Here is a 19,755-nt window from a genome sequence, read left to right as displayed (position 1 = left end):
CCCATGTCCCGTCGCATCATCGTCCGCAATTCCGCCATCCATGGCCGTGGCATCTTCGCCGCCACCGACCTGCCCGCCGGCATCCGCGTCATCGAATACAAGGGCACGATCATTACCGATGCCCAGGCCGATCGACTCTACGGGGACAGCCTCGACACCGGCCATACCTTCCTGTTCACGCTCAATGAGAAATACATCATCGACGCGAACCAGAAGGGCAACAGCGCGCGCTGGATCAACCACAGCTGCGAACCCAACTGCGAGGCGGTGATCCACGTCGATCCGGATGGCGACGACCGCAAGGACCGCGTGTTCATCGAAACCATCAGGCCGGTCAAGGCCGGCCATGAACTCACCTACAACTACGGCATCACGCTCGACGTGCCGCACACGAAGAAGCTGAAGGCGATCTGGGCCTGCCGTTGCGGTTCGAAATCCTGCACCGGCACGCTGCTGCAGCCGAAGCGGCGCAGCGCCGCGAAGTGACGCCAGCGGACATCGGCGGCCGCCGCGCGCTGGGCGCGCAGGAGGCAGACGCCGCCCGACGCCAGTCCGGGCGGCGCTGCAAGTCCCGTATCAGGGCAACGGTCAGGCCAGCTGGCGTTCGAGGCTGGCCCTGATCTGCGGGTCCAGCGACAGGTGCATGGCCAGCTCGTCCAGGTAGCGCCGCTCGCTGTCGTTCTGCTCGTCCACCACCAGCAGGCTGGCCAGGTACATCTCGGAGGCCAGTTCCGGCGTCGTCGCCGAAAGCGCCACCTGCGCCGCATCCAGCGGGCGTTCCAGTTCGGTCTGCAGCCAGGCCTTCAGCTCGGCGTCTTCACCGAGCTTGCCGATCTCCGACTGGATCAGGTCGCGCTCGCGCTGGTCGATATGGCCGTCCGCCTTCGCAGCGGCGATCACCGCGGCGAGGATGCCGCGGCTGTGGATTTCCGCCTGCGGCGCCGGCAGCATGTCGATGGTCTGCGGTTCGCCTTCGACGGCCACCGCGCCGCCCTGGGCCTGGCGTTCGCGCCAGGCGCGGTAGGCGACGGTGCCGAGCGCGGCCAGTCCACCGTAGGTCGCCAGCTTGCGGCCGCCACGGCTGCCGAGCAGCATCGACAGCAAGCCGCCGGCGATCACGCCCTGGCCGAGCTTGCCCATCCTGAAGCCGCCAATGCCCTGGTTCTCGATGCGCTCGGACGTCTGGTCGACACGGACGCGGGCGTCGCCCATCAGGCCCTGAGCGGACTTAAGCAGCTGGTCGAGAAAGCCGGATGTCTTCATGAGCACGCAGTCTCCAGTGTGTGCGGAACAAGGCCGCATCATGCAGCCAGGACGCCATGGCAGGGAGTGCCACAGGTCCTGCCGCATGGTTCGCGTTCAGTCCTCCTCCGCGCGCGGCTTGAAACTTTCCGTGAGCTGCTTCTGTACGTTCGGCGGCACCGGCTCGTAGTGGCTGAATTCGATGGTGTAGCGGCCACGCCCACCGGTGATGGCCTTCAGTTCGTTGGCGTAGTCGCCCACCTCGGCCAGCGGCACCTGTGCCTTGACCAGCAGTTCACCGCCGCGTTGCGAATCGGTACCGTTGATGCGCGCGCGCTTGCCGGCCAGGCCGCCGGCGACGTCGCCCATGTACTGCTCCGGCACCTTGACGTCGAGGTTGACGATCGGCTCCAGCACGATCGGCCGCGCCCGCGTCACCGCGTCGAGGAACGCTTTCCTGCCTGCGGAAACGAAGGCGACTTCCTTGGAATCGACCGGGTGGTATTTGCCGTCATAGACGATCACACGCACATCCTGGATCGGGTATCCGGCGATGGCGCCACCGTCGAGCACCTGGCGGACGCCTTTCTCGATCGCCGGCAGGAACTGGTTCGGAATCGAACCGCCGACCGTTTCGTCCTCGAACTGGAAACCCGATCCGCGCGGCAACGGCTCGACGCGCAGGAAGACTTCGCCGAACTGGCCGGCTCCGCCGGTCTGCTTCTTGTGCCGGTGATGGCCGTCGGCCCGGGCGCTGATGGTTTCGCGGTAGGCGATGCGCGGCGGCCGCGTCGTCACCTCGACGCCGTAGCGGTCCTTCATGCGTTCGAGCATCACGCGCAGGTGCAGCTCACCAAGGCCGCGGATGACAGTCTCGTTGAGTTCCTTGCTGTGCTCGACGCGGAAGCAGGGGTCCTCCTCGGCCAGCCGGTGCAGCGCGGTCGCGAGTTTCTGCTCCTGGCCCTTGTGCGCCGGCTGGATCGCCAGCCCGAACATCGGCTGCGGGAAATCCAGCGGTTTCAGGTGGATGTGGTCCTCGTCATGGCTGTCGTGCAGCACCGCGTCGAAGTGGATCTCCTCGACCTTGGCGACGGCGGCGATGTCGCCCGGCACCGCGGCATCGACTTCGCCGTGCTCCTTGCCCTTGAGCTTGAACAGGTGCCCGACCTTGAACGGCTTGCGACCGTCGTCGATGAACAGCTGGCTGTCCCTGCGCACCGTGCCCTGGTAGACGCGGAACACGCTCAGCTTGCCGACGAACGGATCGTTGATGATCTTGAAGACGTCGGCGACGACGTGGCTGGCCGGATCCGGCGTCGTCCGGAACGGCTCGGCCGCTTCGCCCTGGCCGCGCACGAACAGCGGCGGATTGCCTTCGCCCGGATGCGGCATCAGCTTCTCGAACAGGTCGAGCAGTTCCTTCACGCCGGCGCCGGTGCGCGCCGAGACGAAGCAGACGGGCACCAGATGCCCTTGGCGCAGGCATTCCTCGAAGGCATCGTGCAGATCCTGGCCGGACAGCCCGGATTCGCCTTCTTCAAGGTAGCGCCCCATGACTTCCTCGTTGATCTCGACGACCTGGTCGATGATCTGCTGGTGCGCCTGCGCCGGCGACGAGAAGTCACTGTCGCCGTCGTGCTGCGTGAAGCAGTCGATGACGCGCACGCCGCCGTCGGCCGGCAGGTTGATCGGCAGGCATTCGCTGCCGAAGGTTTCACGCAGCTCGTCCACCAGCCCCTGCAGGTCGATGTCCTCGTGATCGATCTTGTTGACGACCAGCAGGCGGCACAGGCGCCGTGCACGCGCATAGTCCATCAGGCGCTGCGTGCCGTGTTCGATGCCGGTCGAGGCGTTGACGACGACGGCCGCGGTCTCGACCGCGGCCAGCGCGCTGAGTGTAGGACCGCGGAAATCGGCGTAGCCGGGCGTGTCGATGAGGTTGATATGGACGCCGCCGTGGTCGATGCTGGTGATCGTGGAGTTGATCGAATGACCGCGCTGCTTTTCCATCGGGTCGAAGTCCGACACCGTGGTGCCGCGTTCGATGCTGCCTGCCGTCTGTATGGTTCCGCCGGCCTGCAGCAGGGCTTCGCAGAGGGTGGTTTTGCCGGCGCCCGGGTGGCCTACGAGGGCGATGTTGCGGATCTGCTCGGTACGATGACTCATGCGTCTTTCTCCCGTGCGGTGATGCCCGTGCCAGCATCCGCAGGTTGTTGGAATTTGCAAGGTTCGCCGCACCATGCGACGGCGTCGTCGCCATGACCTGTATTCTGGTCCATGGCGCCGGTGGCGGCGGCTGGCAGTGGACGATCTGGGCCGGCGTCCTTGCCGCTGCCGGCCTGACGGTACTCGCGCCCGACCTGCGGCCGGCGGCGTCCGGGCTGGAAGCGACCGGCTGGTCGGATTACCTGGGCCAGGTGCGCGACTGGCGCCGGGTGTCGCCGCCATCCGCCCAGGTGCTGGTCGGGGCCAGCCTTGGCGGGCTGCTGTCGCTGGCGTCAGCGGCAGCCGAAGCACCGGCGGCGCTGGTGCTGGTCAATCCGGTGCCGCCACGAGGCGTGCAGCCCTGGCCCGCGCTGCGCAGCAGGCCGCCGCGCGTGGCGTGGTCGCGGCTGCCGTTCACGGCAACGCGGGCCGCGATGCCTGATGCCGACCTGGCCAGCGCCCGGCATGCGCACGCGCGCTGGCGCGACGAGTCCGGGCGCGTGCTCGACGCGGTCGCGGCCGGCATCACCGTTCCGGTTCCCGCCTGTCCGGTGCTGGTCATGGCCTCCGGCCACGACGCCGACATCCCGCCCGCGACCTCACGGGCCACGGCGTGCTTGCTGGAGGCCGACTTCGTCGAGCTGGGTGGCTGCAGCCATGTCGGGGCGCTGCTCGGCCAGGGCGCCGCGGCCGCCGCGACGCAGGCGCTGGCCTGGCTGCGGACGCGGAAGTGCGGCGGCAACAGCGACTGAATGCTGCCGGCGCCCGTCCGCGGCGGATTCAGAGCGAATTAAGCGCGTTCTCCCGATAGTGCCGCCGACGTCGCGATGGGCGCGACCGGAGCACGAACCATGCGTATTCTCTTTGGTCTGGCTGTGAGCCTGGGTGTTGCCGCGTCGGCATCGGCCTATGACAACGGCTACGCGTACGACCGTCCGGCGGACGGCTACGGCAGCAACGTCCATTACGCCTATGGCGAGGTCCTCGAGGTGCAGCCCGTCCATCGCACCAGCCACTACCCGACCTCGCGCCAGGTGTGCCAGGACGAGCCGGTGGAGTATTACGAGGCCGGGCGTCCGCGCTCGCCGGCCGGCACCGTGGTCGGCGCCATCATCGGCGGCGTGATCGGCAACCAGATCGGCCGCCATGGCCACGGCCATTACCGCCACCATCATCGTGATGCCAGCACGGCTGCCGGCGCCGCGATCGGCGCTGCCATCGGCTACGGCGCCAGCCGGGACGGTGGTTACGTCCGTCGTGGCTACGAGCAGCGCTGCTACGAGGAGCGCGGTTACGAGTCGGCCCAGGAAGTGGTCGGCTACGACGTGACCTATCGGTATCGCGGCGAGATCTACCAGACCCGTACCGAACAACATCCCGGCGACACCATCCGCGTACGCGTCGCGGTCGAAGCCATCCATTGACGCCGGGACCACGCCATTCCGCTTTCGACAAGGGGCCATCAGGCCCCTTGTCCGTTTCCCGGCCCGAGCTGGCGTGGCCGGCCTGCTAGACTTGCGCCCCCGCTTGCCGCGACGGCCGATGGCCGCGCCAGGCAGCCCGCACCCATGACGCGGCCCCGGCCGCGCCCAGCAAGATCAGGCAGATGGAACACACCAATTACCAGTCGTTCTGGAACGACAAGGCCAGTTCGGTTCGCGGCGCCATGATCGCCGTCGACGGCAGCGCCGACGAGGAAACCCTTGCCGCCACCGGTCGCTTCAGCGCCCGGCAGATCCGACTCGCGCTGGACCTGCAGCGCGAAGACCACGTCCTTGAGCTGGGCTGTGGCGTCGGTCGCATCGGCGCCGAGCTGGTGAACGACTGCGCACTGTGGCACGGCGTCGACATCGCGCCGAACATGATCGCCGTGGCCCGTGACCGCCTGACGACGCTGGGCGCCGACAGCGCGCGCTTCCGCCTCGATGCGCTGCATCGCACGCGCCTGGATCCCTGTGCCGACGCCAGCTATGACAAGGCCTATTGCGTCGCGGTGTTCATCCACATGGACAAGGAGGATTTCCTCCTTTACCTGCGCGAGCTTTACCGCGTGCTCAAGCCGGGCGGACGCCTGTACTTCGACCACTGGAACCTCGCGCATCCAGTGGGCTGGAAACGCTTCGCGATGGAAGTCGCGCAGTACGTCGACCACGACCACAGCTCGCGCAAGGACGTCGCCCGCAACCAGTTCACCACCCCGCAGGAAGTCGAACTGTTCCTCAGGGACGCCGGTTTCGACGTCGCGCTGTCGCTCACCGATTCGCCGTGGATCCAGGCGGTGGCCGTCAAGCCCGGGCCGCGCCCGACGGCGGACGTGATCGCCGGCCTGCAGCCGCAGGCCAGCCGCATCGCCTACACGCCACGCTGGACGTTCTGGTTCGACAACCTGTTCCCCATGTTTACCGGACAGGAGCATCCCAGCGAGCTGCTGGCGCGCATGCCGCCGGCCGACGCCGACGAGGAGTCCTTCATGCACCACTTGTGGATCCGCGCTATCTGGCGCCATCACGCCGATCGTTGGGGTCCGTGTCCGGAGTGACGGCAGGCGCGGCAGGCCTGCCGCGCGTGATCGCATGAAATCCCGCCGGCGCGAGCCGCCGGCATGCTGCCCTCAGACGTGGTAGCCCTTGTACAGCGTGCTGTGCGCGGGGCGCTGCTCTTCCGCAGGGCGATCGGTGGTGTAGTAGTACATGGCGATCGAACGGCGATGGACGCCTTCCGGCGCCGCCCAGGGTTGCGGATGGCCATGGAAGGTGTCCGAGCGCGTCGCAAACAGCACGGCGCGGTTGAACACCGGTTCGATGCTGACGCGCCGCTCGCTGGCGGTGCTGTCCCACAGCTCCAGCTCGCCCCGGTATTCCGGCCGCCAGTCCGGGTTGAGATAGACCAGCAGGTTCAGGCGGCGGTGAGCCTTCAGTCCCGGATGCCAGTTGAAATCGGCATGCACGCCCAGGTGGCCGCCGCGCCGGATCAGGTGCAGGCCGCCGCCGAGCAGGTGCGGATCCGGAAGCAGGTGCCCGATGCCGGTCAGGCGTTCCAGGAACCGGATGAAGACGCCCGAGTTGAGCTGGTAAATGGCCTCGCGCAGGGGCGCCGGAAACTTCGTCTCGTCACCGCAGGCGAGCTTGACCTCATAGCCCTCGGCGCCGAACTGGTCCCAGGCCATCGGGTCATCCGGGCCTGGAAACACTTCGAACAGTTGCTGCGCGCAGGCCGGACGCAACAGGTCGGGAATCACCACATGCGGGAACGGGTCGGCGCTGGCAAAGGCGGCAGCATTCTGTACGGCCAGCTCTTCCAGCCGATCACGATCGAAGACGTAGGGCATTCGCGGCCAGATCAGGTCGCAATGGATGTGTGAACCGGGATTGGTGCCGAAGGTGGGACTCGAACCCACACGCTTTTAAGGGCGGCGGATTTTGAGTCCGCTGCGTCTACCGATTCCGCCACTTCGGCGCGGGAGGCGGAGTATAGAGCAAGCGCCGGCGCTTGCGGCATCGATGCCACTGCGGCGCAGGGCCGCGGCACCGAAGCGGGATCAATCCAGGCTCAGCGGCTTGGCGCAGCGCCGGTACCAGTTGTCGCCGACCGGCGTGAAGGTGCAGCACTGGGTCATCTCGCCGCCGTAGATGTGCAGCGACACGGCGATGTCGTGGTCGCTGGCGTTGCGGATGGCGTGGTATTCGTGCGGCGGGATCAGCGTGCCGGCCGAACCGGTGCCGGCCGCCAGCGTGCCGCGGTCCTCGAACAGAACCTCGTCGCCACGGCGTTCAAGAAGTTCGTACTGGTCGATTTCCAGCGAACCCCGGACCACGCCTTCGACGCACCACAGGCCGGAGTGGTCATGCACCGGCGTGCCCTGGCCGGGGCCCCAGGTCATCGCGATCACGGTGTAGCCCAGCTCGGGGCTGCGGTAGATCTCGCGGCGTGCGTAATGGTCCGGATGCGCTTCGAAGACTTCCTCGGGCAGGACCAGGCGCTGCTCGCGGATCAGCCGGCACAGCGTCTGTTGCAGGCGGCCGGTGAGTTCGACGCAATCGTGGCCGCGGATGGCCTCGTCCAGTGCTTCGACAAGGGCGGGATCGGCACGACCGCCTTCGGCGGTCTGGCCATGACAGGACGTATTCATGGCCGCGAATGGTAGCACCGCGGCGCAGGAAGTCATGACGCGGTGCCGTCAGATCGACGCCATGTAGTTGCCGATGACGCGTCCGAATCGGTGCGTGTCGACCAGGAAGGCGTCGTGGCCCTGGATCGACGGCAGGTCGGCGAAATGCGTGCTGACGCCGGCGTCGCGCAGGCCTTCGGCGATTTCCTCCTGTTGCTCGATCGGGAACAGCAGGTCCGTTTCCACGCCGATCACCAGCGCCGAGCGGGCGCGTACGCGCGCCAGTCCGCGCGCCACCGAACCACCGTAGTCGGCGACGTCGAACCAGTCCATGGCGCGCGAGAGGTAGAGGTAGCAGTTCGGGTCGAAGCGCGTGATGAAGCGCTCGGCCTGGTAGGCGAGATAGGACTCCACCGCGAATTCCGGCGAGAACGGCGCCGGATCGCGCTGGTTGTCGGGAACGCGCGTGCGCGCGAAGCGCTGCCGCCACTCCAGCGCCGAGCGGTACGTCGTCATGCCGAGCTTGCGCGCCAGCATCATGCCGGTGACCGGGAAACTGTCGTCATCGTACTGGCCGTGGTTCCAGGCCGGATCGCTGCGGATCAGCTCGCGCTGCAGCGAGCGGATCGCTATCGAGAACGGCAGCGAATGCGGTGCGGTCGAGATCAGCATCAGGTGATCGCTGGCGCCGGGCAGGTTCAAGGCGTGGGCGAGGGCGGTCATGCCGCCCATCGACGGGCCGACGACGCAGCGCAGCTTTTCGATGCCGAGCGAGCGCACGACCTCATGTGCGGCGGCGGCGACATCCTCGAGCGTCAGTTCCGGGAAGCCCAGACGGTAGCGTTCGCCGGTCGCCGGATCGATGGACGCCGGACCGGTCGAGCCCATGCAGCTGCCCAGCGAATTCACGCAGATGACGAACCATCGCCGCGTGTCGATGGGTTTGCCGGCGCCGACGATGTCGTCCCACCAGCCCGGCGAGGGATCGTCCGGATGACTGGCCGCATGGGCGCTGGGCGACATGCCGGTGAGAATGAGCACCGCATTGTCCGCGGCCGGGTTCAGCGTGCCCCAGGTCTCGAAGGCGATGCGCGCGCCATGCAGCTGGCCGCCGCGGCGCATCGGGAACGGGTCGGGCAGGGTGCAGTAACGGGTCGCCTCGGTCATCCCGGCAGGCTAGCGGAGCGACCGCGACCGGCCAAGGCTTGTGGCGACCGCCACGCTATGCTTGCCTGCATGCAAGGCAATTCTTCGCCCGTCAGCAGCCGCCAGGTCACCAGTCATGGGCGCCTGGACGACATCGTACGGCGTCATCTGCAGATGGGCTGGAAGGCGCCGTTGCATGCGCCGACGGCGCGCGCGCTGGAACCGCTGCTGCATGAGCTGACCGGCAACCCGCGGCCGCTGCTGCTCGACTCCGGTTGTGGCGACGGCCGCAGCACGCTGCGGCTGGCCTACCGTTATCCGGACCACATCGTCGTCGGCCTGGACAAGTCGGCCGCACGCCTGCAGCGACTGGCGCCAGGCGGACTGCTGCGTCGCGGCCATCTCTGGTTGATCCGGGCCGAGGTCGCCGATGCCTGGCGGCTGCTCGTCGACGCCGGCGCGCAGGTGTCGCAACACTTCCTGCTGTATCCCAATCCGTGGCCCAAGCCCACGCACGTCCAGCGCCGCTGGCATGCGCATCCGGTGTTTCCCTGGCTGCTCGCGCTGGGTGGTCGCTTGGAACTGCGCAGCAACTGGAGCGTTTACGTGCGCGAATTCGACCGCGCCCTGTACCTCGCCGGCCGCCACGCCGCCATTGATCTGGTCGAAGGCGACGAGCCACTGTTGACGCCGTTCGAGCGCAAGTACCACGAAAGTGGCCACACCCTTTGGCGGCTGCGCTGCAACCTGCAGGACGTCGTCCCCGCACCGGGCTGAGCGGCCTGCAGGAGACTGCCGCGACAGGCCGCGACCGGCCTTGCCGTGCCCGGTGACGCCTTCACTTCGCGAACGAGGACCGCGTGGAGCGCGCCCGCAGCCCGACGGGCCGGCGACATGCCGCTCGACCCGGGAAGGACTCGATGTGTACACGCCTTGCATGGGGTCGGTCCCGGCCGGTCCGCCCTGCTCCCGGCCGTCACCGGCAGGACTTTCACGTCCGACTGTAAAGAATTGTGACGCAGTTGATAGTCGGGGGGGGGCCGATTTCCGCTTACCACGTCACAGATCGCGCAGCCCGTCCCGGACCTGGCGACCTGCAACCCGCAAGCCGCGGTGGGGAGCCCGGCGCGGTCGGCTTGGTGACTGGAGGACATCATCGTGCGAAATCGGAAGGGCCAGCAGGGTTTCACCCTCGTCGAAATGGCCGTGGTACTGGTGATCATCGGCCTGATCCTGGGCGCCGTGATGATCGGCAAGGACGTGCAGCGCAACGCCGAGTACGTCAAGGTCAAACAGAAGTTCGTCGACCAGTGGGTGGTTGCCTACAACACGTTCCACAGCCGCGTTGGCGTGCCGCCGGGCGATGACCAGACCGCGCCGCGGCTGATGGTCAACGGCGCCAACTACACCAACGCCGGCGGCCCGATCTCGGGCGGCGACATGACCGGGGTGACGCCACCGCCGGCGATCTGCCACGGCAGCGCCGGTCCCGGCATGAGCGGTTTCCAGCCGGGTGACGCCTTCTCGCTGCACGGCCTGATGGACCGCGCCGGCGTGCGCATGCCGCCGGGACGCGCCGAAGGCTTCGAGGACCGCTACGTCTATCTCGACAGCAACGGCAACCCGCAGGAAGTGCAGGTCTGCTTCCAGTGGAACCCGCCGGCGACGCCCACCTTGAGATCGCACGCAGCAACCGCGAGCTGGCCATCGCCAACCAGGTGATCGCCGTCGCCACGGCGGCGGGCAGCATCGCGCTGGCCGCCGTTTCCGCCGGCGTCGGTGCCGGCACGATCGCCGGTGCCACCGCGGCCGTGGTGGCCGCCGGCGCACTGGCCGCCGCGGTGATCGGCGTCCAGGATGCTGAAGACCTGCACCAGCAGGCGATCAACCTGCTGGGCATCGCCACCACATTCGAAGCACGCGCGGCGGCGCTCCTGGATCAAGCCACGCAGCGCGTGCGTGCGCAGCATGCGGCGGGATTGCAGCCGTGATGCCGGTGTCCTCCTTCCGTTCCGCAGGCCGCGAGGGAAACTACACGCGCGGTTTCAGCCTCGTCGAGCTGGCCATCGCACTGGCGATCCTGTCGCTGGTCGTCCTGCTGCTGCTGCGCATGCTTTCCACGCAGGCGCGGGTCGGCATCGAACGATTCGAACAGGCCCTGCTGCAGCGCGCCGATGCGGCCTTGACCGGTTTCGCGGCCGCGCGTCATCGGCTGCCCTGCCCGGACACCGACCGCGACGGTCGCGAGAACTGCAGTGACCCGGCGCAGGCCGGCTATCTGCCTTTCCGCGATCTTGGCCTGCCGGATGCGCGCGCGGGCCAGCTTCGCTACGGCGTGCTGCGCCAGGCCGGGGGCGGCGTGAACCTGGCGCAGGCTGGCGACCGCTATTACCCGCTGCTCGCGCAGGCCCTGCCGCCCGCTGCAGCGACGCTGCCGCTGGGCAATGTCAACGGACTGGACTTCTGCCACCAGCTCAGGTTGTCCGCCTTGCTGGAGCCGTCCCAGCTGACCGGCAACGGCTTGTTGCACACCCTCGCCAATGGCGTGCCCCGTCCGGTGGCGTATGCCATCGCGGCCCCGGGCCGCTTCGACCAGGACGGCGACGGCTTGCCCTTCGACGGATCCCAGGTCGGCGCTTCCGGTGCCTTCGACGGACCGCAGGGCGGCGGCGCCAGCGATCGAGATGACCGCGTCCTTGCCATCGCCCCGGGACAGTTCTGGGCGCGCCTGCAGTGCGGCGAAGGCATGGCCGCTGCCGGCCATGCACATCCGAACGTGGCGACCGCGTCGCGGATCCTGGCGCAGGCCGGCGCCGACTACGCGCGCGTGACCGAACTGCTGGTCGATCTCGCCGAGGCGAAGGTCGATTCCGCCACGGCTGCGGTGCTGACCGCCACGGCAGGCCTGACCATGGCCGGTGCGAAGGCGGCGCTGGCCACGGCGCAGGCCCTGCTCAGCCTGGGCGCGATGGCGCCGGTGATCGCCGCCACGGTCGCGGCGGTGGCCGCCAACACCGCCGCCGTGGCCGCAGCCGGCGTGGCGCTGTCGAGGGCCAACGACGCGTTGGCCAGCGCACGCGCGATTGCCGCGCGGGCAGCCGCATACCAGCAGGCCGTCCGCCTGCTCTCGGATCTCATCGTGCAGCGCGCCAGGGAGGCTGACCGCTATGGCATTTTCGGAATCGACGATCGCGGCGTGGTGTCGCAGCGCCGACGCACCCATGGGGCAGGGCGCGACCCGTTGCCGCCGCGCGCGGCCGCGGACGGCTGCGGCGTCCGAGGGTTTCACCCTGCTGGAAATAACCGTGGTGCTTCTGGTCATCGGCCTGGTCATCGGCGCCATCAGCATCGGCCGCGACGTCCACCGAAGTGCCGTCAACCAGCGCATCGCCAGCGAATTCGTGCAGGGCTGGCTGAGCGCCTACGAAAGCTACCGCCTGGTGGTCGGTGTCGTACCCGGTGACGACCCGGCGGCGCCGACCGGCGCCGTAAACGGCACCGCGGACGCGCCGCTGTGTGGCGCCGACCTGCGCAACGCCATGCTGGCGCGCGGCATCGAGATGCCGGCCGGGCGCGCCGAAGGCGCCAACGACACCTACGTCTACCTGGATTCCAATGGCCTGCCGCAGCAGCTGGCGGTCTGCTTCGTCCAGATCCCGTGGGCGGAGCCCGGCGCCACCGGTGGCAGCGTCCGCGTCCTGCCGCGCAACGTCATGCGCCTGGCCGGCCTGACGCCGTCACTGGCGACCGCGCTGGATCATTTCATCGATGGCCGCGTCGATGCCCGCTTCGGCAGCCTGCGCGAACTGTCAGCGGCGGCTTCGACCTCGGTTGCATCGCTGCCGTGGAGCGCCGATGATCGCGACGGCATGGGCGGAGGCATCGGTCGCGACGAGAACCAGGTCGTCAACCTGACCGCTGCGCTGCGCATAGCGTACTGAGCGGGCAAGCGTCCGCGGGCCGCTTCGCGCGACATGGACGTGGGCGTCCACGGATGGACAAGGTCGATCCTGCGCGACCGGTATCGCGTGGACAACTGCTGATGGTGTACGGGTGAGCCGGTTCCAGAATCTACAGACACTGCTCTTCCAGGCCGTCGACCTGCAGGACGCGGACGAACGCCGGCGCTTCATCGAGACGGCCTGCGCCGGTTATGCGGCACTGCGTGCCGAGCTGGAAGAGCTGCTGGCCTACGACGCCGAAAGCAGCGGACGGGTGGAAACCCTGGCCGACCGCCTGGTCCCGATCAGCGCCAGCCTCGACGAGAGCGCCCGCGTGGCGCGTCCCGGCGCACGGCTCGGCGGTTACGAGCTCATCCGCGAAATCGGCAAGGGCGGCTTGGGTGCGGTCTTCCTTGCCGAGCGTGCCGGCGAAGGCCTGCGCCACCGTGTCGCCATCAAGGTCATCCGCGGCTTCCCGACCAGCGACGTGCTTGAACGCTTCCGGCGCGAGCGCGACCTGCTGGCGAGTTTGCGGCACCCCAACATCGCCCGCTTCTTCGACGGCGGCACCACCAGCGAGGGCCAGCCCTACCTGGTGATGGAACATGTCGAAGGCGTGGTGCTCAACACCTGGCTGGCGCAACGACAGCCGTCGGTCGCGACGCGGCTGCGGTTGTTCCAGGCCCTGTGCTCGGCGGTGCAGCACGCGCATCGGCAGCTCATCATCCATCGCGACATCAAGCCGGCGAACGTGCTGGTCCGCGACGACGGCGATCCGGTGCTGCTCGATTTCGGCATCGGCAAGGTCCTGGCCGATGGCGTCGAGGCCGGCGACGGCACCGCCGTGCATCCGCTGACGCCGGCCTATGCAAGCCCGGAACAGCTGCAAGGTCGTGCGGCGACGACGCAGAGCGATGTCTACGGCCTCGGCCTGTTGCTGTACGAAATCCTGTCGGGGCAGCCCCTGCGGCAGGCGAACGGTCGTACCGCCAGCGTCTCGGTCAGCCGGACCGCTGCCGGCAGCGCTTCGTGGATGCGCCGTGATGCGAAACTGCTTCGCGGCGACCTCGACAACATCGTACGCAAGTGCCTCAGCGAGCAGCCCGAGCGCCGTTACGCCAGCGTCGAAGCGCTTGATGCCGACATCCAGGCCTGGTTCGAGGGCAGGCCGGTCAAGGCGGCTCCCGATGCCTGGCATTACCGGCTGCGCAAGCTGGTCGGCCGGCACCCGGTCGCGGTCGGTGCGACGATCACCGTGGTCGTCGTGCTGTCGATCCTTTCCGCGCGCCTGGCCATCGAACGCGACAACGCGCTGCTGGCGCAGGAGCAGTCCCGGCTCGATGCCGAAGCGGAGAACCAGTCGGCGGCGTTCATGGTTGAGCTGCTGAAGCAGGCGTCGCCGGACCGTTCGCTGGGTCGGGAAATATCGGTGCAGACGCTGATGACGAAGGCGAGCGCGCTGCTCGACGAGCAGACGTTCTCGCGGCCGGCGATCAAGTCCCGCCTGGAGCGCGCGCTTGGCGAGATCAACCTCGCGCTCGGACAGGTTCCGGCATCGGAAGCGGTGCTCGAAAGCGCGGTGCGGCGACTGGAGCAGTTGCCTGCGCCGACGGTGTCCGACCGCATCGAACTGGCATCGAGCCTGCGCCAGCGCTGCCGCGCCCGCATCACCGCCGGACGGTTGGTCGATGCCCGAGACGACTGCCAGCGGGCGACGGAGATCATGGTGGCGGTGCTGCCGCCGGATGACCCGTCGCTGGGCGAAGCCTGGATGACGCAGGCGGTCGCCGAGGTCAACATCGGCCTGTTCGACGAGGCCGAGGAAAACCTGCGCACCGCCGCGCGCATTTCGCCCGCCTGGGCCAGGACTTTGAACTGATGCGTGCGCGCGTGCGGCACAACCTTGGCTGGCTCAGGCAGCACCAGGGGCGCTACGAGGAGTCGGCAGACATCCTCGCCGATGCGCTTGCGCGCAAGCAGGCCCACCTTGGTCCGGTGCACCCCGACCTGGGCAGCACGCTGCAGGCGCTGGCGACATCGGAAATGGCCCTGGGACGACTGTCGCTGGCCATCGAGCGGCTGCAGATGGCGCTGGCACAGGAAATCCAGTTCGTCGGCGAACCCAGTGATGGCGCGGCGACGGCGCGCAACGAGCTTGGACTGGCGCTGATGGACGCCGGCCGCTTCGATGAATCCGACGAGCAGTTCCGCATCGGCTTGTCCGATCGCCAGGTAATGACGCCGGAAGGCAGCATGGAAATGGCGCACCTGCTCAACAACCGCGGCTGGCTGTTCGAAGCGCGCGAGGACTTCCGGGCCGCGCAGGCCAGTTTCGAACAGTCGGTGCGCATGCGCGAAGCACTCGGGCTCACCGAGCGTTCGATCGCCCGTTCCAGGTCGAATCTCGCGCGCATTCTGGTCAAGCGCGGCCGGGTGGACGAAGCGCGGGCGCTGGCCGACTGGATCGGCGAAGCGCTTGACCGCATCAACGGCGATGTCCATGTCGAACGTGGCAACTGGCGCATGCTGCACGCGGAAATGGCACTGGCCCGCAATGACCCGGCCGGGGCGCAGGGATGGCTGGCCGGGGTGGAGGGCGACAACCGCGGCGACGGCTTTTCGCCCCGCTACTGGGCGATCCGCCTCGAGCTCGCCCGCCGCGCAGGCGACGAGGATGCACAGATGCATGCGCTGGAAAAGCAGGCCGGCGCGATGCTGAAAACCATGGCGGTCGAACATCCGTCCGTCGCCCTCACGGTGCTGCGTCATGCTGCGCTGAGCGGCGCCTGTGCGATGCCCGGCGTAGCGCTGGACGTGGTCGCGGCACGACGCATCGTCGATGCGAACCTGGTGGCCGAGGCGCCCGGCCGGCGTTGGCTGGGCGCCCGGCCGGCATCCGGATGCGGACAGGCCGAGGCCGTCAACCGCCGGCGCGGCAGCGCCAGGCTGATCGGTCATGTCCCGGGCCAGCGCCGGGCACTGTCAGGTGGGCTGTTCGCAAGCCATTGATGGATCGGCCAGCCGATCGCCGGTCCAGGCCGTGACCCCAGTCGGCGCGGGAAATGATCCGGGTTAAGATCGCGCCGGAGCCACGGGTTGCGTGCGCAGATGCAGCAGAACGAGACCAAGGACATCACGGTGCTGCTGCGCGCCTGGCAGCAGGGCGATGAGGCCGCGCATGACGAACTTGGTCGTGTCGTATACGAGCAGCTGCGCGCCATCGCCCGGCGGCGCCTCGCGGGGGAACGCAACGAGCACGCGCTGCAGCCGACCGCCCTGGTCAACGAGGCCTACCTGCGCCTGATGGATGGACGCGACAGTCCGTGGCGCGACCGCGTGCATTTCTACGCCACCGCCGCGCTGCACATGCGCGCGATCCTGATCGACCACGCGCGTGCCCGCCTGGCGGTGAAACGCGGCGGCGGGCAGGCGGCGCTGGTGACGCTCGACGAGTCCTTCATCGGCGGCAGCGGCGTCCACGAAACCGACTTCCTGCTGCTCGACAAGAGCCTGCGCGACCTCGAGCGCGAGGATGCGCGTTCCGCGAAGATCGTCGAGCTGAGTTATTTCTCCGGACTGGAACGCGAAGGCATCGCCGAACTGCTCGGCATTTCGGTGCCCACTGTCGACCGCTGCCTGCGCTTCGGTCGTGCCTGGCTGCGCCGCAGCCTGAATGTCGACAACGGCGACGACCCGACGACCTGAAGCCGGACGTCACCGGCGCACCGGCTGCGGTTTGGCCCCTGCAGCGGTGCCCGGCCCGCCATTGTCAGCGCGATCGAATGATGGGCGAGGCCGTTTCGACCGACGCCTGGTCCGGAAGGACTCCCCGCCGCACCTGGCGAATCGTCCGCCTCGTCGCCTGCATCCCCATGACGGCACATCGGTCCCGGGCGGATCGCAGGGACGCGCGGCGGACCCTGTACAGCCCCCGGGCCGGTGCGGGCCTGCGCCCGGCGGCGGGGCGGGCCTGCTGGAAACTATCCGGAACAGCTGGCGAAGGCGCCGCCCATCCGCCTGTCGCAATCACCAGGCTGACGGCGTTTCCTGTCCGTGAGGGGTGGCCTGTCGTGCGTTGCCGGCGCGAAAGGGCGCAGTAACGGTTCCGGGCCTGTACACGATTGACGGATCTTCGACCATGATGGATGACGGTGGGGCGGTGCGATCGGGGTGCCAGCGATGAAGACACTTCGCCTGCGTGACCTGTTCGACCAGGTCGTCGACCTGCCACCCGCGGACCGGCCTGCGTTCCTCGACCGGCTGGGCGTGGACGCGACCTTGCGCGCGCAGCTCGAACAGCTGCTGGAAAGCGACACGCAGGAAGGCGCGCCGCTGTCGGGATCGGTGCAGACGCTGGCCGCGGGCATCGGCCTGCCACCGGTTCCCCAGTGGCAGCGCGGAACCCAGGTCGGTCCTTTCACGCTGGTCGAGCCGCTGGGGCAGGGCGGTTTCGCCACGGTGTTCCACGCCGTGCGCGACAACGCCGGTGTCCGCCAGGATGTCGCGCTGAAACTGCTGCACCGCGGCCTGCACAGCGCCGATGCGCGCCGCCAGTTCCGCCGCGAGCGGCAGGCGCTTGCGCAGTTGCGCCATCCCGGCATCGCCCACCTCATCGAGGCCGGTGTCACCGACACCGGCCTGGCGTGGATCGCGCTGGAGCTGGTCGACGGCATGGCGATCACCGACTACGCGCGCCTGCGGCGACTGCCCTTGCCGGCGCGGCTGCAGCTGTACATCCAGGTCTGCCGTGCCGTCGAAGCGGCGCATCGCGCGCTGATCGTCCATCGCGACCTCAAGCCATCGAACGTGCTGGTGACGCCGGAAGGCCAGGTCAAGCTGCTCGATTTCGGCATCGCAAAGCTGCTGGAATCGGAGGTTGACGGTACGCGCACGCAGATGCCGGCGTTCACGCCCGCGTATGCGGCGCCGGAGCAACGCGAGGACGGCCCGATCACCACGGCGACGGATGTCTTTGCGCTCGGCGTCCTGCTCGGGGAGTTGCTGACCGGCATGCGACTGCAGGTGGGCGATTCCCGCACGCCGTCCGGCCGCATCGCCCCGGATGCCGCAGCCGACGTGCTGCCGGCGCCACCGGCGACCATGCGCCGGCTGCTGCGCGGCGACCTCGACAACATCGTCCTCAAGGCGATGGCCGAGGAACCGGCACAGCGCTACGCCTCGGCCGGTGCACTGGCCGAAGATATCGAGCGCTACCTGGACAACCGGCCCGTGCTGGCGCATCCGCCTTCGCGCTGGTACCGCACGCGGCGGTTCGTGAAGCGGCACCGCGGTGGGGTGCTGGTCACGGCACTGCTGGTGGTCGGCATCCTCGCCAGCCTGGCGGTGGCGCTCTGGCAGGCGCGTGTCGCGCACGTGCAGGCGGTCCTGGCAGAGCAGCAGGCGGCGCGTGCCGGCGCGGTGCGCGATTTCCTGGTGTCGGTGTTCGAATCGGCCCAGGCCGACGTGCCGCGCGAGTTCAGGCCTGGCATCGAGGACATCGTCGAGGACGCCGGCCAGCGCATCCTCGAAGACCGCACGCTGGGCGAAGCGGAGCGTGCGGAGATGCTGCTGGCGCTTGCGCATGTCCATCGCAACCTGGCCGCCCATGGCCGCGCGCTGGCCCTGCTTGACGAGGCGATGCCGCTGGTCGCCCGCCTCCATGGCGAAGACGATCCGCGCTGGTGGCGGGCCTTCCTGCTACGTGCGGCGGTGCGTCTCGACAAGGCCGACGTCGCGGGCGCGCTGGCCGATCTGGAACCGATGCAGTCGCGCCTGCTCGCACTGCGCGACCCGGTTTCAAGCGAAGGCCTTCGCCTGCTGGCGATGGCGCTGGTACAGGCGCGCCACGACGACGAGGGCGCCGCGGTGTTCGCGAAGGCCCGCGAGCACGCCGTGCAGGTCGGTGTCGATGTCGAACGCGAACTGCTGCGCACGGATATCGCCGAAGCCGATGCACTGGTATTCCTGCAGCGGTTCCGCGAAGGGCTGGAACTGGCCGATCGCGCCTGGGCGCGCTGGCAGGCATCGGGCCTGCCTCCGGACCGGCACATCCAGGGCCTGTTGCGTTCGATCAACATTGCCGCGGAGGCCACGGGCGACCTGCAGCGCGCCGAGACGGCCTATCGGGAGGCCATCGACCTGGCAGGCCGGCTGCACGCGCGACCGCACCCGGAGACCGCCTGGGCCATCGGCATCTACGGCAGTTTCCTGGTGGCGCAGATGCGCTTCGACGAAGCGGAGCCGCTGCTTGGGCAGGCGCTTGCGATGCGTCGATCGCTGCTCGGAGACGCCCATCCGGACACCCTCAACGGCATGGCGGCGATGGGCCGCCTGCGTGGCGGACAGGGCAGGCACGACGAGTCCCTGCGCTGGTTCACTGACGGCGTGGAGGTCTGCCGTCGTCATCACGTCGAGCACAATGTCTGCCCGCGCCTGCTCGGCTCGCGCGCACAGATAAGACTGACGCTGGAACCCGACCGGCTTGACAGCATTGCCGCCGATGCGGAGGAGGCCATCGCGTGGCAGACACGCCTGACCGGTGCCGACAGTCCGCAGGTCGCCGGCCTGGTGCAGTTCCTGGCGCGCGTGCGGCTGCGCCAGCGACGATTCGACGACGTGCTGGCGATGACGGACGCGGCGCTGGAACGTTTCCGGGAAGCCGGTGCGATGACGCTGGTCGTCGTGACGACACGGCTGCAGCGGGGCCAGGCGCTGTTCGGGCTGGGCCGCCACCAGGAAGCGTTGGACGCCGCGGACCAGCTTGCCGCCGATTACCGCCGCGACATCGGCCGCGACTCTTCGACTTTGCTCGACATCCTGGGGCTGAAGGCGCGCGCGCTGGCGAAACTGCAGCGGCCGGCGGAGGCGCGCGCCGCCGCGATCGAGGCGCTCGCCGTGCAACCGGGCATGTCCACCGCCAGCATTGCCGCCCTGCGCGCCGAGATGGAGCAACTGGCGGGTCGGCGCTGACCTGATCGCGCCACCGCTGCGGCTGTCCGAACCCGGTCGGCCGGCGCCGGCGTGTCCGGAAGCGGACGCAGTGATCGCCGACGGACCGCGGCAACCGGGCCGCCATGGGGTTGGCCCGCTGTTTGCTTTGGCATCCGGCAGAAA

At 68.8% G+C, this 19,755-nt stretch carries 17 protein-coding genes and 1 tRNA gene; 12 read left to right on the top strand and 6 right to left on the bottom strand.

The features are described from left to right. Positions 1-3: 3 nt before the first annotated feature. Positions 4-486: an SET domain-containing protein gene (locus EDC25_RS05395; protein ID WP_123522345.1), complete on the top strand. Its 483-nt coding sequence runs from the start codon at positions 4-6 to the stop codon at positions 484-486. Between the two features lie 102 nt (positions 487-588). Here the strand turns inward: EDC25_RS05395 and EDC25_RS05390 are convergent, their stop codons facing one another. Next, a complete protein-coding gene (locus tag EDC25_RS05390; RefSeq protein ID WP_123522346.1) occupies positions 589-1,263 on the bottom strand; it encodes a tellurite resistance TerB family protein in 675 nt (224 codons plus the stop codon). A gap of 96 nt (positions 1,264-1,359) precedes the next feature. Further along, positions 1,360-3,408: an elongation factor G gene (fusA, locus tag EDC25_RS05385; RefSeq protein ID WP_123522347.1), complete on the bottom strand. Its 2,049-nt coding sequence runs from the start codon at positions 3,406-3,408 to the stop codon at positions 1,360-1,362. A 92-nt stretch (positions 3,409-3,500) separates the two neighbouring features. On the opposite strand from fusA, the gene EDC25_RS05380 reads away from it, so the two are divergent. From EDC25_RS05380 to EDC25_RS05370, 3 genes are all read left to right on the top strand, one after another. Next, positions 3,501-4,199, top strand: coding sequence for an alpha/beta fold hydrolase (locus EDC25_RS05380; protein WP_123522348.1), 699 nt, complete (start codon positions 3,501-3,503; stop codon positions 4,197-4,199). A 99-nt stretch (positions 4,200-4,298) separates the two neighbouring features. Next, positions 4,299-4,871, top strand: coding sequence for a glycine zipper 2TM domain-containing protein (locus tag EDC25_RS05375; protein ID WP_164484070.1), 573 nt, complete (start codon positions 4,299-4,301; stop codon positions 4,869-4,871). A 182-nt stretch (positions 4,872-5,053) separates the two neighbouring features. After that, positions 5,054-5,986 carry a class I SAM-dependent methyltransferase gene (locus EDC25_RS05370; protein ID WP_123522350.1) on the top strand — a complete coding sequence of 311 codons (933 nt, stop codon included), beginning with the start codon at positions 5,054-5,056 and terminating at the stop codon, positions 5,984-5,986. Positions 5,987-6,058: 72 nt separating this feature from the next. On the opposite strand, the gene EDC25_RS05365 is transcribed toward EDC25_RS05370, so the two are convergent. The 4 genes from EDC25_RS05365 to metX form a co-directional block, all read right to left on the bottom strand. After that, positions 6,059-6,844, bottom strand: coding sequence for a 2OG-Fe(II) oxygenase (locus EDC25_RS05365; protein WP_123522351.1), 786 nt, complete (start codon positions 6,842-6,844; stop codon positions 6,059-6,061). After that, positions 6,817-6,903: transfer RNA gene (locus tag EDC25_RS05360), tRNA-Leu, on the bottom strand. Before EDC25_RS05360 ends, EDC25_RS05365 begins: the two co-directional genes overlap by 28 nt. Positions 6,904-6,985: 82 nt before the next feature. Beyond that, entirely contained in the window at positions 6,986-7,576 is a 591-nt protein-coding gene (locus tag EDC25_RS05355; RefSeq protein WP_123522352.1) for a cysteine dioxygenase family protein, read from the bottom strand. Positions 7,577-7,624: 48 nt separating this feature from the next. Further along, positions 7,625-8,722 carry a homoserine O-acetyltransferase MetX gene (gene metX / locus EDC25_RS05350; protein ID WP_132577285.1) on the bottom strand — a complete coding sequence of 366 codons (1,098 nt, stop codon included), beginning with the start codon at positions 8,720-8,722 and terminating at the stop codon, positions 7,625-7,627. 69 nt (positions 8,723-8,791) lie between these two features. On the opposite strand from metX, the gene trmB reads away from it, so the two are divergent. The 8 genes from trmB to EDC25_RS05305 all read left to right on the top strand — a co-directional run bounded on the left by trmB (position 8,792) and on the right by EDC25_RS05305 (position 19,611). Then, complete coding sequence (gene trmB, locus EDC25_RS05345; protein WP_123522359.1) at positions 8,792-9,478, top strand: tRNA (guanine(46)-N(7))-methyltransferase TrmB; 687 nt, start codon at positions 8,792-8,794, stop codon at positions 9,476-9,478. Between the two features lie 381 nt (positions 9,479-9,859). Then, positions 9,860-10,423 carry a type II secretion system protein gene (locus EDC25_RS05340; RefSeq protein WP_205984994.1) on the top strand — a complete coding sequence of 188 codons (564 nt, stop codon included), beginning with the start codon at positions 9,860-9,862 and terminating at the stop codon, positions 10,421-10,423. Continuing rightward, positions 10,351-10,692 (top strand): hypothetical protein, encoded by a 342-nt coding sequence (locus EDC25_RS05335; protein WP_123522354.1) that lies wholly within the window; start codon positions 10,351-10,353, stop codon positions 10,690-10,692. Before EDC25_RS05340 ends, EDC25_RS05335 begins: the two co-directional genes overlap by 73 nt. Continuing rightward, positions 10,692-12,164 (top strand): prepilin-type N-terminal cleavage/methylation domain-containing protein, encoded by a 1,473-nt coding sequence (locus tag EDC25_RS14900; RefSeq protein WP_132577284.1) that lies wholly within the window; start codon positions 10,692-10,694, stop codon positions 12,162-12,164. Before EDC25_RS05335 ends, EDC25_RS14900 begins: the two co-directional genes overlap by 1 nt. Positions 12,165-12,754: 590 nt before the next feature. Further along, positions 12,755-14,521 (top strand): serine/threonine protein kinase, encoded by a 1,767-nt coding sequence (locus EDC25_RS05320; RefSeq protein ID WP_164483882.1) that lies wholly within the window; start codon positions 12,755-12,757, stop codon positions 14,519-14,521. After that, a complete protein-coding gene (locus EDC25_RS05315) occupies positions 14,521-15,651 on the top strand; it encodes a tetratricopeptide repeat protein (RefSeq protein ID WP_123520869.1) in 1,131 nt (376 codons plus the stop codon). The genes EDC25_RS05320 and EDC25_RS05315 overlap by 1 nt, the downstream gene beginning before the upstream one ends. Before the next feature lie 87 nt (positions 15,652-15,738). Continuing rightward, complete coding sequence (locus EDC25_RS05310; protein WP_207905701.1) at positions 15,739-16,347, top strand: sigma-70 family RNA polymerase sigma factor; 609 nt, start codon at positions 15,739-15,741, stop codon at positions 16,345-16,347. Positions 16,348-16,821: 474 nt separating this feature from the next. Next, positions 16,822-19,611 (top strand): serine/threonine-protein kinase, encoded by a 2,790-nt coding sequence (locus EDC25_RS05305; RefSeq protein WP_123520871.1) that lies wholly within the window; start codon positions 16,822-16,824, stop codon positions 19,609-19,611. Positions 19,612-19,755: the final 144 nt, after the last annotated feature.

It is taken from the genome of Pseudofulvimonas gallinarii (assembly GCF_004343305.1).
GTDB classification, from domain to species: domain Bacteria; phylum Pseudomonadota; class Gammaproteobacteria; order Xanthomonadales; family UBA2363; genus Pseudofulvimonas; species Pseudofulvimonas gallinarii.
The sequence above is the reverse complement of the archived record's forward strand: the minus strand, read 5'-3'. Positions and strand labels throughout refer to the sequence as shown.

What these genes read in the sequence shown, in the direction of transcription:
- fusA (WP_123522347.1), bottom strand. Translation starts at nt 3,408, where the DNA reads ATGAGTCATCGTACCGAGCAGATCCGCAACATCGCCCTCGTAGGCCAC.
- EDC25_RS14900 (WP_132577284.1), top strand. Translation starts at nt 10,692, where the DNA reads ATGCCGGTGTCCTCCTTCCGTTCCGCAGGCCGCGAGGGAAACTACACG.
- trmB (WP_123522359.1), top strand. Translation starts at nt 8,792, where the DNA reads ATGCAAGGCAATTCTTCGCCCGTCAGCAGCCGCCAGGTCACCAGTCAT.
- EDC25_RS05380 (WP_123522348.1), top strand. Translation starts at nt 3,501, where the DNA reads ATGACCTGTATTCTGGTCCATGGCGCCGGTGGCGGCGGCTGGCAGTGG.
- EDC25_RS05370 (WP_123522350.1), top strand. Translation starts at nt 5,054, where the DNA reads ATGGAACACACCAATTACCAGTCGTTCTGGAACGACAAGGCCAGTTCG.
- metX (WP_132577285.1), bottom strand. Translation starts at nt 8,722, where the DNA reads ATGACCGAGGCGACCCGTTACTGCACCCTGCCCGACCCGTTCCCGATG.
- EDC25_RS05315 (WP_123520869.1), top strand. Translation starts at nt 14,521, where the DNA reads ATGCGTGCGCGCGTGCGGCACAACCTTGGCTGGCTCAGGCAGCACCAG.
- EDC25_RS05395 (WP_123522345.1), top strand. Translation starts at nt 4, where the DNA reads ATGTCCCGTCGCATCATCGTCCGCAATTCCGCCATCCATGGCCGTGGC.
- EDC25_RS05375 (WP_164484070.1), top strand. Translation starts at nt 4,299, where the DNA reads ATGCGTATTCTCTTTGGTCTGGCTGTGAGCCTGGGTGTTGCCGCGTCG.
- EDC25_RS05305 (WP_123520871.1), top strand. Translation starts at nt 16,822, where the DNA reads ATGAAGACACTTCGCCTGCGTGACCTGTTCGACCAGGTCGTCGACCTG.
- EDC25_RS05355 (WP_123522352.1), bottom strand. Translation starts at nt 7,576, where the DNA reads ATGAATACGTCCTGTCATGGCCAGACCGCCGAAGGCGGTCGTGCCGAT.
- EDC25_RS05390 (WP_123522346.1), bottom strand. Translation starts at nt 1,263, where the DNA reads ATGAAGACATCCGGCTTTCTCGACCAGCTGCTTAAGTCCGCTCAGGGC.